This is a genomic window from Zoogloea sp. (assembly GCF_044344315.1).
Classification (GTDB): domain Bacteria; phylum Pseudomonadota; class Gammaproteobacteria; order Burkholderiales; family Rhodocyclaceae; genus Zoogloea.
The window spans coordinates 1-12,861 of record NZ_JBIJDC010000124.1 but is presented as its reverse complement, the minus strand read 5'-3'; the positions used below and the strand labels follow the sequence as shown (position 1 = coordinate 12,861).

12 protein-coding genes and 1 tRNA gene are annotated in these 12,861 nt (G+C 64.1%); 10 read left to right on the top strand and 3 right to left on the bottom strand.

What is annotated here, in order from left to right:
* The 3 genes from ACIQ09_RS19375 to ACIQ09_RS19365 all read left to right on the top strand — a co-directional run.
* The coding region (locus ACIQ09_RS19375; protein WP_398313603.1) for an aspartate kinase at positions 1-771 on the top strand (771 nt) is incomplete at its 5' end.
* Positions 772-817: 46 nt separating this feature from the next.
* A tRNA-Ser gene (locus ACIQ09_RS19370) sits at positions 818-911 on the top strand.
* A 152-nt stretch (positions 912-1,063) separates the two neighbouring features.
* Positions 1,064-3,016: a helicase-related protein gene (locus ACIQ09_RS19365; RefSeq protein ID WP_398313601.1), complete on the top strand. Its 1,953-nt coding sequence runs from the start codon at positions 1,064-1,066 to the stop codon at positions 3,014-3,016.
* 19 nt (positions 3,017-3,035) lie between these two features.
* Here the strand turns inward: ACIQ09_RS19365 and ACIQ09_RS19360 are convergent, their stop codons facing one another.
* On the bottom strand, positions 3,036-3,755 hold the full coding sequence (locus ACIQ09_RS19360; protein ID WP_398313599.1) for a hypothetical protein: 720 nt from the start codon (positions 3,753-3,755) through the stop codon (positions 3,036-3,038).
* Positions 3,755-5,086 carry a sigma-54 interaction domain-containing protein gene (locus ACIQ09_RS19355; protein WP_398313597.1) on the bottom strand — a complete coding sequence of 444 codons (1,332 nt, stop codon included), beginning with the start codon at positions 5,084-5,086 and terminating at the stop codon, positions 3,755-3,757. Before ACIQ09_RS19355 ends, ACIQ09_RS19360 begins: the two co-directional genes overlap by 1 nt.
* Positions 5,087-5,272: 186 nt before the next feature.
* Here ACIQ09_RS19355 and cydP point away from each other — a divergent pair, with 186 nt between their 5' ends.
* Genes cydP through cydX form a run of 4 tightly spaced genes read left to right on the top strand, consistent with a single transcriptional unit; the run spans position 5,273 to position 8,295 of the window.
* Positions 5,273-5,455 (top strand): cytochrome oxidase putative small subunit CydP, encoded by a 183-nt coding sequence (gene cydP, locus ACIQ09_RS19350; protein WP_398313595.1) that lies wholly within the window; start codon positions 5,273-5,275, stop codon positions 5,453-5,455.
* Positions 5,445-6,998: a cytochrome ubiquinol oxidase subunit I gene (locus ACIQ09_RS19345; protein ID WP_398313593.1), complete on the top strand. Its 1,554-nt coding sequence runs from the start codon at positions 5,445-5,447 to the stop codon at positions 6,996-6,998. Before cydP ends, ACIQ09_RS19345 begins: the two co-directional genes overlap by 11 nt.
* A gap of 16 nt (positions 6,999-7,014) precedes the next feature.
* Positions 7,015-8,154 (top strand): cytochrome d ubiquinol oxidase subunit II, encoded by a 1,140-nt coding sequence (cydB, locus tag ACIQ09_RS19340; protein ID WP_398313591.1) that lies wholly within the window; start codon positions 7,015-7,017, stop codon positions 8,152-8,154.
* A 24-nt stretch (positions 8,155-8,178) separates the two neighbouring features.
* Entirely contained in the window at positions 8,179-8,295 is a 117-nt protein-coding gene (gene cydX, locus ACIQ09_RS19335) for a cytochrome bd-I oxidase subunit CydX (protein WP_398313589.1), read from the top strand.
* Positions 8,296-8,372: 77 nt separating this feature from the next.
* Here cydX and katG read toward each other — a convergent pair whose 3' ends face one another.
* Positions 8,373-10,547 (bottom strand): catalase/peroxidase HPI, encoded by a 2,175-nt coding sequence (katG, locus tag ACIQ09_RS19330; protein ID WP_398313587.1) that lies wholly within the window; start codon positions 10,545-10,547, stop codon positions 8,373-8,375.
* A gap of 462 nt (positions 10,548-11,009) precedes the next feature.
* Here katG and ACIQ09_RS19325 point away from each other — a divergent pair, with 462 nt between their 5' ends.
* From ACIQ09_RS19325 to ACIQ09_RS19315, 3 genes are all read left to right on the top strand, one after another.
* The gene (locus tag ACIQ09_RS19325; protein WP_398313585.1) at positions 11,010-11,252 is read left to right on the top strand and encodes a cyd operon YbgE family protein; all 243 of its coding nucleotides are present in this window, start codon (positions 11,010-11,012) and stop codon (positions 11,250-11,252) included.
* Positions 11,253-11,348: 96 nt separating this feature from the next.
* Positions 11,349-11,840 carry a hypothetical protein gene (locus tag ACIQ09_RS19320; protein WP_398313583.1) on the top strand — a complete coding sequence of 164 codons (492 nt, stop codon included), beginning with the start codon at positions 11,349-11,351 and terminating at the stop codon, positions 11,838-11,840.
* A gap of 20 nt (positions 11,841-11,860) precedes the next feature.
* Entirely contained in the window at positions 11,861-12,409 is a 549-nt protein-coding gene (locus ACIQ09_RS19315) for a rhodanese-like domain-containing protein (protein ID WP_398313581.1), read from the top strand.
* Positions 12,410-12,861 lie beyond the last annotated feature (452 nt).

The window sequence follows — 12,861 nt, the reverse complement described above, 5'->3', positions numbered from 1 at the left end:
GACACCACGGGCGTTGCCCTGGCGGCGGCCATCAAGGCCGACGAGTGCCAGATCTACACCGACGTGGATGGTGTGTACACCACCGACCCCCGCGTTGTTCCGGAAGCCCGCAAGCTGGACACCATCACCTTTGAAGAGATGCTGGAAATGGCCAGCCTCGGCTCCAAGGTGTTGCAGATCCGCTCGGTGGAGTTCGCCGGCAAGTACAAAGTGAAGCTTCGTGTTCTCTCCAGCTTCCAGGAGGAAGGTGAGGGCACCCTGATTACCGTAGAGGAAGACAAGAACATGGAACAGCCGATCATCTCCGGCATTGCCTTCAACCGTGACGAAGCCAAGATCACCGTGCTGGGCGTCCCCGACAAGCCGGGCATCGCCTACCAGATCCTCGGCCCCGTGGCGGACGCCAATGTGGACGTGGACATGATCATCCAGAACGTCGGCCACGATGGCACCACCGATTTCTCCTTCACGGTGAATCGCCCTGACTACGACAAGGCGATGAAGATCCTCGAAGGCGTGCAGACCCACATCGGCGCCCGCCAGATCCACGGTGATCGCACCATGGCCAAGGTCTCCATCGTCGGCGTCGGCATGCGCTCCCACCCGGGCGTCGCCTCCCGCATGTTCCGCACCCTGGCCGAAGAAGGTATCAACATCCAGATGATCTCCACTTCCGAGATCAAGATTTCCGTCGCCATCGACGAGAAATACCTGGAACTGGCCGTCCGCGTGCTGCACCGCGCCTTCGGTCTGGATCAAGCTGCAGCTTGATTTGACGAGCACCTGCGCATTGCCTATAATGCGCAGCTCTTGCGGAGGAGAGTTGGCCGAGAGGTCGAAGGCACTCCCCTGCTAAGGGAGCATGCGAGCTAAAACTTGCATCGAGGGTTCGAATCCCTCACTCTCCGCCAAGAAACTGTTTCAAGCAAAAAGCCCTGAGCAATCAGGGCTTTTTGCTTTTCTGGATCAGAAATCCCCCAGTCGTCGATAATCGGTCGGCGGCGTCCTCGTTGCCGGCTCATTCGCATAGGCAGCGAGCGGACTGTCTCCACACAGGATTCTCATGAACGATCAACAAAGCTCATCCCGGCAGGCCCTGCGCTTCGCCCGGACCATCAGTGGCAACCGGGTGTGGCTGGCTGCCGGTCGGCGTGTCGCCATTCTTGGTGACGAGTTCCGGATCTTTGGTTACATCGCGGATTCGTGCCTGGGGCAGGAGGCCCACTGGCGGCGCCGGACCGGCGAGGTTCGCGATGCCCTCGAGCAGCGCATGCTGCAGGAGCAGGGCGCCCGGCTGGAGCAGGCGCTGGAGTCGGCAATCATCGAGATCACGGCCTACCTGGAGGCCTGCAGGGCCGAGGGGCTGGAGCCCAACCTGCGCAAGCTCCGGGAGTTCTGGTCCTGCGGCGATCTGGATCTGGGCAGCGTCGGAAAGGGGCTGGCCCAATCCGTCAATGATCTGCGCGCCAGGCAGCGTCAGCGGGATCTGGCCGAACAGATCGGTCGTTCCCTCAAGCTCTCCGACTACCCCGACACCTTCCCGGCCCGCCGCCGGGCCCGCAAGCTGATCGCGGTGCTCGGGCCCACCAACTCGGGCAAGACCCACGATGCCTTTGAGCGCCTGGTCACGGCGTCGTCCGGCGTGTACCTGGGGCCGCTGCGCCTGCTGGCCCTGGAGGCCTTCACCCGCCTCAACGAAGAGTTCGGCGTCAGCGCCTCCCTGATCACCGGCGAGGAGCGTCGCATTGTCGAAGGCAGCCGGGTGACTGCGTCCACCATCGAGATGCTCGACCCCGGCACCGAGATCGATGTGGCGGTCATCGACGAAATCCAGATGCTCAGCGACCCGGACCGGGGCTGGGCATGGACCCAGGCCGTCGTTGGCGCCAACGCCAGCGAGGTGTGGCTGGTCGGTGCCCTGTCGGCCGAGCCCGCCATCGTCGCCCTGGCCGCACGCCTGGGCCTGCCCCTGGAGATCCGGCGCAAGGCGCGCAAGCACCCGCTGTCCGTCGGTCAGCCCCTGGCTAATGAAGCAGCGGGAGCCCTGCGCCGGGCCCGGCCGGGGGATGCCTTCATCGTGTTTTCCCGGCGCGACGCCCTCAATCTGCGCGACGACCTGCTGGCCCTGGGCAAATCCGTGGCTTGTATCTACGGTGCCCTGTCGCCGGAGGTGCGTGAGCGCGAGGCGCACCGCTTCGCCGGAGGCGATGCCGACATTCTCGTGGCCACCGATGCCATCGGCATGGGCCTGAATCTCCCCATCCAGCGGGTCGTGTTCACCGCAGTGCAGAAGTACGACGGCACCACCCGCGACACCCTGTCGCCGTCATTGCTGCAGCAGATCGGTGGCCGGGCCGGGCGCTTCGGGCACCAGGAGGAGGAGGGCCTGGTGGCCGGGCTGACCCCCGCCGAGCACAAGGTGGTGACTTCCCTGATGAAGGCCCCGCAGCCTCCGCTGGAAACCATGGGTTTCCAGATCACGCCGGGCAGCGCCTACCTGGAGCAACTGGCCGACATGTCCGGCGACACCCGCCTTGAGGCCCTGTTGTCCCTGTTCCAGCTCCATGCCGATTGCGGCGATGGCTTCTTCCGGCCCCATGTTCCGGAAGAGCAGCTCGCCCGGGCAGGGCAGCTGGACCGGATGAAGAAGCTGTCACTGCACCTCAAGCATGTCTTTTCCATGGCGCCCATGGCCGCCCAGAACGAGACCATCGACGGGGTGTGGCGGGGCTGGGCCTATGCCGCCAATCAGGGCAAGTCCATCCGGCTGGATTTCCTGCCCGACTCGCCACGGCGGGCCTCCCTGGAAGAGGCCGAAACCACCGTCCGGCTGCTGGCCGCCTATCGCTGGTTTGCTTACCGCCTGCCCGAGCTGTTTGTCGATCTGGAGCTGGCCGACATGCACCTGGCACCGTGGATCTCGGTGGTGGACGGCCACCTGCGCAGCCGTTACCGGCAGGGTGTCGGCGGTGGCCGCAAGGGCGTACCGAGCTGGTACTGGCCGGTGCGGCACTGATCACCCCGGGGCGTGGCGATCACCGGGTCAGGCGCTTCACCTCGCCGCCGCAACTCTGGGCCACCCGCGCGTATTCCTCGGGGGTGTCGATGAGCGCCTGGGCGGCGTCCACCTTGTTCATCTCCCGCCGGATATAGGGCGCCCAGCGTTCCTCCAGTTCCTGCTGGAGGCGTGCACGGGCCTGTCCGACGGGGCCGCGCCAGGGGCCGTCGGTGACGAAGCGACGCTTCAGGGTGTCGGCAAGCTCCTGTTCAATCCGCAGCAGATGCGCCTGGTAGGCGCGAACGTGGCGGAGCTCATGCTCGTGGATCTCCTTGTAGGCACAGCTGCCCGGTGGGAATTCCCTGGCCACGTAAACCGTCATGGGGCTGAAACCGTAGGTCACGGTGAGTTGGGGGCTGGCGCATTCCCAGCGCCCGCCGGGGTCGGTGTAGGCCGTGATGCGGGACTCGAAGCGCACGGTGGCGGTGCCGCGGGTGAGCCCCAGAACCTGCTTGCCCGCCGGCAGGTTGCGCGGGCCGATCAGGGTGAGGGTGCGATAGCTGCTGCGGGTATCCAGGGTGACAGGTTCTTCGTGGCGTTTCAGGATTACCGAGGGGCTGGGCAGCTGGTCACAGCGGTCGGCCGCGGTCGCGTCGGTGGATGACCCGAGGGTGACGGCGACCAGCGCCGACACCATCGAAAGACGCGCGGCTCTCCGGCATGCAGCGGCGATGCGCCGGGGCGGGGTGCTGCCCATCACAGGTTCTTCAGCCGGCGGTACAAGGTCCGCTCACTGAGGCCCAGCTTGGCCGCGAGGGCCTTGCGCGAGCCCCGGTGGCTGCGCAGTGCCGCGGCCAGATCGGCATCGTCGGGTTCGGGCTGGTCTGGCGAGTGCCCATGGGCGGGCGTGGCGGTGAGCATGGCGTCAGGTAGGGCGGAGGACGGATCTTGCGGATGCTGCAGCTCGGCAGGCAGATGCCGCCCTTGCACCGTGTCACCATCGCACAGCAGGCTCGCCCGCTCCAGGATGTTGCGCAGCTCCCGGATGTTGCCCGGGTAGGCGTAGGTGCGCAGGCAGGCCAGGGTGTCGGCGGCAATGCGCAGCTTGCGGTCCGGAGCGACGCGCTCCAGCAGGGCTCCTGCCAGCAAGGGGATGTCGTCCTGGCGCTGGCGCAGGGGCGGAAGGCAGATCGGGAAAGTGTTGATGCGGTAGTACAGATCCTGGCGGAACTGGCCTTTTTCGACCAGGCTCTTCAGGGGGCGGTGGGTGGCGGAGATCAGGCGGATGTCGGCGCGCATGAGCTCGGTGCTGCCCACCCGTCGATAGGTGCCTGTTTCCAGCAGGCGCAGCAGCTTGACCTGCATGCTCAGGGGGATGTCGCCCATCTCGTCGAGAAACAAGGTGCCACCACTGGCGGCCTCGATCAGCCCGGTCTTGCGGGCACTCGCGCCAGTGAAAGCCCCCCGTTCATGGCCAAAGAGCTCGCTCTCGAACAGGGTTTCGGTGAGGCCCGAACAGTCCACGGCCACAAAAGGCCCATCCCGGCGCCGGCTGGCATCATGGATGGCCTGGGCCACCAGCTCCTTGCCAGTGCCCGATTCGCCCTGCAGCAGCACGGTGGCCTCCGACGGGGCTACCCGGGCCACCAGCTCCAGCATGGCCCGGAAGGTCGGTGCGCGCCCGATCAATCCCTGGGCGCCGGCCAATCCCCGAGCCACGGGCAGGGGCTCGAGCTTCTCGATGAAGTAGGCGATCTCCCCGGTGCTGTCGCGGATCGGTGACAGCTCGATGTTCTCGTAACTCTCTCCCGCCGAGGTGTGATGCAAATGCACCACCCGCTCCCGCTGGCCGGATTTCAGGCTATGGGCCAGCGGGCAGGACTCGCCGGCCTGGTCGCAGGGCACCGGATAGTGATGGGACACCTCGAAGCACTTGCGTCCGATCAGGTCGTCCGGCCGCCCGCAGTTGGCCCGGTAGGCGGCATTGGCCGCCAGGATGCGGTAACTGCGGTCGCACAGGATGTGGGGCTCGGGCAAGGTCTCCAGGAAGGAGACCAGTTCGGGCAGGGGGCGGAGCCGATTGGTCATGGGGGAGGGGGTGGCAGTTTTGCTGCCAAATACTGCCATGGCGGTATCTGGCGGTCAAACCGGCGTCCTCGAAGTCCCATCCATTTTTAGATCAAGACATTGGTCAATAAAGGAATTTTCCGAAGACGACGGGGTGGCACGGCTCTTGATTAGTAATGACTGATATTTCATCAGACTGCCAGAACCGTGACCTCATCCGACTCTCTCCTGCGACGCCACCTGGGCTGGGTGCTTGTCATCAAGCTGATTGCCCTGTTTGCGCTGTGGTGGTTCTTCGTGCGCGACAGCGGCATGCAGGTCGATCCGGCAGCGCTGTCCAGGCAGTTCGCCCCCAACCCCGTCGTCCAAGGAGCCCCCCATGGTCAGTGAACAACTGGTCGACCTCTCCCGGCTGCAGTTTGCCGCCACCGCCCTGTACCACTTCCTGTTTGTTCCCCTGACCATCGGCATGGTGTGGATGCTGGTGATCATGGAGTCGGTGTATGTGATGACCGGCAAGCCCCTCTACAAGGACATGACCCGCTTCTGGGGCAAGCTCTTCGGCATCAATTTTGCCCTGGGTGTCACCACCGGCATCACCCTGGAGTTCCAGTTCGGCACCAACTGGGCCTACTACTCCCACTACGTGGGGGACATCTTCGGTGCACCGCTGGCCATCGAGGGGTTGATGGCCTTCTTTCTTGAATCGACCATGATCGGCCTGTTCTTTTTTGGCTGGGATCGCCTGTCGCGCCGGCAACACCTGCTGGTGACGGTGCTGATGGCGGTGGGGACCAACCTATCGGCCCTGTGGATCCTGATTGCCAATGGCTGGATGCAGAACCCGGTGGGCGCCGAGTTCAGCTACGTCACCATGCGCATGGAGATGACCGACTTCTGGGCCGTGGTCTTCAATCCGGACGCCCAGGCCAAGTTTGTGCATACGGTATCGGCCGGCTATGTCACCGGTGCCATGTTCGTGCTGTCGATCTCGTCCTGGTACCTGCTGCGTCGTCGCGACGTGGAGTTTGCCAGGCGCAGCTTCGGTATCGCCGCCGCCTTCGGCTTTGCGTCCGTGTGCTCGGTGATCGTCCTCGGCGACGAATCGGGCTACACGGTGGGCGAGGCCCAGCAGACCAAGCTGGCCGCCATGGAGGCCATGTGGGAGACCGAACCGGCCCCCGCACCCTTCAACCTCATCGCCATCCCGAACGAAGCGGAAATGAAGAACGACTTCGCCATCGAGATTCCCTGGGTGATGGGGATCATCGGCACCCGCTCCCTGAACAAGCAGATTCCCGGCATCAAGGAGATCAAGGCAAAGAACCGGGAGCGCATCGTTTCCGGTATCGAGGCGGTGACGGCCCTTGATGCCTTGCGCCGCGACCAGAATGACGAAGCCGCCCGCCGCGAATTCGAGGAGCACAAGGCGGACCTGGGCTTTGGTCTGCTGCTGAAGAAGTACGTCAGCCACTTTGACCAGCTCACGCCCGAGATCATCGAGAAGGCCGTGAATGACACCGTTCCCCGCGTCGCGCCGATGTTCTGGAGCTTCCGCCTGATGGTGGCCCTGGGCTTTGCGATGCTGCTGCTCTTCGGCCTGGCCCTGTGGCATTCGGTGAAGGGCGACTTTGCCGACAAGCCCTGGTTGCTGCGCGCGGCCCTGTACTCCCTGCCCATGCCGTGGATCGCCTGCGAGGTCGGCTGGTTCGTGGCGGAGTACGGGCGTCAGCCCTGGACCATCTACGGCGTATTGCCCACCCATCTCTCCGTCTCCACCCTCAGTGTGGAGAGCCTTTACGGCTCCCTGGCCGGATTCGTCGGCTTCTACACCGTGCTGCTGGTGGTCGAGATGTACCTGATGATCAAGTTTGCCAAGCAGGGCCCGGGCAGCCTGGGCACCGGCCGCTACGCCAACGAGGCCCACGCCTGAACCGAGGACACGCAAAATGCTCGACTATGAATCCCTCAAACTGATCTGGTGGCTGCTCGTCGGCGTACTGCTGGTGGGCTTCGCCATCATGGATGGCCACGACATGGGTGTTGGCACGCTGCTGCCCTTTGTCGGCAAGGACGACACCGAGAGGCGGGTAGTCATCAACACCGTCGGTCCCCACTGGGACGGCAACCAGGTGTGGTTCATCACCGGCGGTGGCGCCATCTTTGCCGCCTGGCCGCTGGTCTATGCCACCGCCTTCTCGGGTTTCTACTGGGCCATGCTGGCCGTGCTGTGGGCCCTGTTCTTCCGCCCGGTGGGGTTTGATTACCGCAGCAAGATCAGCAACCCCACCTGGCGCAAGACCTGGGACTGGGGCCTGTTCGTCGGTGGGGCGGTGCCGCCGCTGATCTTCGGTGTGGCCTTCGGCAACCTGTTCCAGGGTGTGCCCTTCAGCTTCGACGACCACCTGGTGTCCACCTACTCCGGCAGTTTCTGGGCCTTGCTCAACCCCTTTGCGCTGCTCTGCGGGGTCGTGTCCACGGCCATGATCACCTTCCATGGCGCCATCTACCTGGTGCACCGTACCCAGGGCGAGATCCAGTGGCGGGCACTGCGGGCCGCCGGCTTCTTTGGCGGGCTGATGGTGCTGAGCTTTGTTGCCGCCGGCGTCTGGCTGTGGATGGAGATTCCCGGCTATGTCATCCAGTCGGCCGTTGAGGGCGGGGCGCTGCCCAACCCCCTGGCCAAGACTGTGGTCCGGGAGGCGGGCGCCTGGTTCGCCAACTATCGGACCTATCCTGCAACGCTGCTTCTGCCTGCCCTCGGCGTCGTGGGTGTGTTTGCTGCCCAGGCGCTGGCGCGTTCGGGCCGCAGCATGGCGGCCTTCTGGGCCTCGGCGCTGGCCATCGTTGGCGTCATCGGTACCGCTGGCGCAGCCCTGTTCCCCTTCATCATGCCGTCGTCCCTCGACCCGCGCGCCAGCCTGACGGTGTGGGACAGCGTCTCCAGCCAGCTGACCCTCAGCATCATGCTGTGGGCCACGCTGATCTTCATGCCGATCATCATCCTTTACACAAGCTGGGCCTACCGGGTGATGGGGGGCAAGGTCACCGCCGCCTACGTGCGTGAGAACAGCCACTCGGCCTATTAAGCTGCTTTCCAAGGAGTCAATGACATGTGGTACTTCACCTGGGTTCTGGGCATCGGCTTTGCCGTCTTCCTAGCGATTCTCAATGCACTGTGGGCTGAACATGCAGACGGCCGCAGAGCTGTCTCGGCAAAGGGGCATTGATCACCGGGGCCACTGCAAGTAAAAAGCCCCACGCCATGCAAAGCATGGTGGGGGGCTTTGTTGCCGGACGGTCGAGATCAGGCCAGGTCGAAGCGGTCTGCGTTCATCAGCTTGGTCCAGGCGGCAACGAAGTCATGGACAAGCTTCTCCTTGCCGTCATCCTGGGCATACACCTCGGCGTAGGCACGCAGCACCGAGTTTGAGCCGAAGACCAGATCGACGCGGGTGGCCGTCCACTTCACTGCGCCGGTCTTGCGCTCGACGATCTCGTAAAGGTTCCGGCCGGCCGGCTTCCAGGTGTAGGCCATGTCGGTGAGATTGACGAAAAAGTCATTGGTCAGCGCCCCCACCCGATCGGTGAACACCCCGTGGCGGCTGCCGCCGTGGTTGGTGCCGAGCACACGCATGCCGCCCACCAGCGCCGTCATCTCGTGGGCGGTGAGCCCCATGAGCTGGGTCCGGTCGAGCATCAGTTCTTCGGCACTGACCTTGTAGTCCTTCTTGAGCCAGTTGCGGTAGGCGTCGTGAACCGGCTCCAGCACGTCGAAGGATTCTGCGTCGGTCATGGCATCGGTGGCATCGCCCCGGCCCGGCGTAAAGGGCACGCTGATGTCGGCCCCTGCAGCCTTGGCAGCCTGCTCGACGCCCACATTGCCACCCAGCACGATCACATCCGCCACGCTGGCGCCGCTGTCGGCAGCAATCTTCTCAAGGACTGCCAACACCCTGGCCAGACGGGCCGGCTCGTTGCCTTCCCAGTCCTTCTGGGGAGCGAGGCGGATGCGCGCACCGTTGGCGCCGCCGCGCATGTCCGAGCCGCGGAAGGTGCGGGCGCTGTCCCAGGCGGTGGCAACCAGGTCACTCACCGGGAGCCCGCTGGCGGCAATGGCCGCCTTCACCGCAGCCACGTCGTAGTCGGTCCGGCCGGCCGGCACTGGATCCTGCCAGAGCAGGTCTTCCTGGGGCACTTCCGGGCCGATGTAGCGGGCCTTGGGGCCCATGTCCCGGTGGGTCAGCTTGAACCAGGCGCGGGCAAAGACTTCCGAGAAGTAGGCCGGGTCCTGGTGGAAGCGCTCGGAGATCTTGCGATATTCCGGGTCCATCTTCATGGCCATGTCGGCGTCGGTCATGATGGGGTTGTGGCGGATCGACGGGTCCTCCACGTCCACCGGCTTGTCTTCTTCTCGGATGTTGACCGGCTCCCACTGCCAGGCGCCGGCCGGGCTCTTCGTCAGCGCCCAGTCGTAATTGAGGAGGAGGGTGAAGTAGCCGTTGTCCCACTGGGTCGGATGAGTGGTCCAAGCGCCTTCGAGGCCACTGGTCACGGTATCGCGGCCGACGCCGCGGGTGGTGTGGTTGTTCCAGCCCAGGCCCTGCTCATTCACGTCCGCGGCTTCCGGTGCCGGGCCGAGATTGGCGGCGCTGCCGTTGCCGTGACATTTGCCGACCGTATGGCCACCCGCGGTCAGGGCGACGGTTTCCTCGTCATTCATGGCCATGCGCGCAAAGGTCACGCGCACATCCTGCGCCGTCCGGAGCGGATCGGGCTTGCCGTCGACGCCTTCCGGGTTCACATAGATGAGGCCCATCATCACGGCGGCGAGGGGGTTCTCCAGGTCCCGCTCGCCGGAGTATCGGCTGTTGGCGTTGTCGCTGGGCGCCAGCCATTCCTTCTCGGAACCCCAGTAGGTGTCCTTCTCGGGGTGCCAGATGTCCTCGCGACCGAAGCCGAAGCCGAAGGTCTTGAGGCCCATGGACTCATAGGCCACATTGCCCGCCAGCACGATCAGGTCAGCCCAGCTGAGCTTGTTGCCGTACTTGCGCTTGATCGGCCACAGCAGGCGGCGCGCCTTGTCCAGGTTGGCGTTGTCGGGCCAGGAATTGAGGGGGGCAAAGCGCTGGTTACCTGTGCCGGCACCACCGCGGCCATCGGCCACCCGGTAGGAGCCCGCCGCGTGCCAGGCCATGCGGATCATCAGGCCGCCGTAGTGGCCCCAGTCAGCCGGCCACCAGTCCTGGCTGTCGGTCATCAGCGCGCGCAGGTCGTTCTTGAGTGCATCCACGTCCAGCGTCTTGACCGCTTCACGATAATTGAAGCCGGCCCCCAGCGGATTGGTCTTGCTGTCGTGCTGATGAAGGATGTCGAGATTCAGGGCCTTCGGCCACCAGTCCATGTTCGAGTTGCCAACGGCCGTATTGCCACCGTGCATCACCGGGCATTGACCCGCCGTTTTCGTGTTGTTTGCGTTCATCTCCGTCTCCTGTTGTTCTGGCGTGTTTGAGTTCGCTGCTGCGCCGCTGAAGTCCGACCTCCTGGGTATAGCCCGGGTCCGGCGCTCCCTCCCATGGGGATCCGGCCAGTCGCAGATCCCCATCCGATACGCCTTGGTACAGCAGGCGTTCCAACCGTTCAAACAGAATACATCAGCGCCCATTAGTTCAATTGATGCTAGGGATCGGCTCAGACTATACGGGCCCAGAGTGTCTGCCAGAAGGCACCAGAATGGCAGTAACACCACTGCCACTTTGGCATAGGGGCTGCCCCGGATCGTCTGCCAAGACTCTCAGGTATTTGATTTACTGGAAATTATTCAGAGCATCAAAATTGGCACGATCATTGATTAGTAAAATCTAATATTTGAGATATCGTGCTGAACATGAAACCCACAGAAGTAGCGGAAGTCCCCGCCGAACCGCATTCAAGCCGGGGGCACTTGCCCAGCCTCCTGATCGCCCTGCTGATCATGCTCGCCGGTACCCTGTACCCCCTCCTGTTTGCCAACTCGAAGGCGCAGGCCGACCACGGACTGGCACTGGCCCTGTTTGTCGCCATGAGCGTCGGCTTCGTGCGCGGCGTGGGCTTCATCCCCGTCAAACCCGTCTGGCGATGGCTGTTTTCGGGCTGGACCTGCCTGCTGGCGCTGCTGGTTGCCGCCATCCTGAAAGCCCTTCATTGATCCCCTGACGGCCAACCATGAAATTCTCCTGCAGCGTCGTGGCGATCTGCATGGGGCACTGAAAGCTCAACTGCAACAGAGAAAAAAGGAAGAAGCATGCAACTCAAGAGGTCAACACGGTCCCGCCTGCTCGCAGGGCTCGTCGTCCTGATACTGCCATTGGCCGCTGGTGCTGCACCCCTGGTTCCCGGAACATCCTTCCCGCCGCTTAGCCTCGAGGATCAACATGGCAAGACGGTATCGACGCGTGCGGACACGCGGATCGTCCTGTTCGCGGCCGACAAGGCTGCCAACGACCTGATCAACGAAGTGCTGGCTGCGCAGCCAGCCGGGGTGCTTGGCACCCTCAATGCGGTCTATTTCGCCGACATCAGCGCAATGCCTGCCCTGGTCACGCGGATGTTCGCGCTGCCGGCGCTGCGGGAGATGCCCTTCGCGATCGGGCTTGGGCGGGACGCGACACAGCTGGCTGACCTGCCCCGTCAGAAAGGGGCGGCGACCATCCTGCGCTTGGCCGACGGAAAGGTCGCCACCATCGAGTACGCCCACAACGCCGGCCAGCTCAAGCAGGCCATCGGACTCAAATGAACCTCTTGGAGAGAGACATCATGAAACGTTTGATCATTGCTGCTTCACTGGGCCTGCTGGCCATTTCGGCCCAGGCGGTCGATATTGCCATTCCGGCCGCCGAGGTCTATGCGCGGACACAGCAGGCCGACCAGAAGATGCTGTTTGTGGATGTGCGCGATCCGGTCGAGATCATGTTTGTCGGTTTCACCGACGCGGTTCATGTGAATGTGCCCTTCCTGATGGTGGACCGCAGCGCCTGGGACGACAAGCGCGGGGTCTTCAAGCTGAGCCAGAACCCGGACTTCGCCAGGCAGATCAAGGCAGAGCTGGAGAAACGCGGCCTGGGCATGGATGCCGAGGTGATCACCCTGTGCCGTTCAGGCAGCGAGCGGGGTGAACCCAGTGCAGCCTTCCTCCGGGCCAATGGCTTTCCCAATGCCCGCTATGTGATCAATGGCTTCCAGGGCTCGGCCATCAAGGAGGGCCCCCAGGCGGGCTTCCGGCTGGTGAATGGCTGGCAGAACAGCGGCCTGCCCTGGGGCATGAAGATGAATCCGGCCAAGATGTACCGGGTCGACAACCGATAGGAACAGCCCACGGCTGCCCATCAGGTGATGAAGAGCATTTACCCTGCTTTCCTCAGTTTGACGTCGTCTGACAGCCTCGGCTCGCCACAGCACCTTTGGTTTTCCGCCGTGTGGCGAGCGGTCGGCCAGGTCTCGCCCCGGCGGGCGCGGCTTCTCTTGTGGGGTCGAATTCATTGGCTATGTTCTCGTTAAGTGTGGAAAGCGCTTTCGCTTCGACAGGTAAGGCTTGAGCTCTTGCTTACGGGCGTTCCGTTGCGTGGCGTTACGTTGGCCGGGAATTCGCCCCGGCGGGCGACCTTCTTCTTTGCTTCGCCAAAGAAGAAGGCAAGAAAGGCGACCCGGCCGCCCCGGTCATTCGCTGCGCGAATGACTGCCCTGCGCTGCTCCCAGCAGGCGGCCGGCGCGGAACTCGCCCTTCGGGCTCAGACAGCCGCGCCGGACTTCCCCGCCCG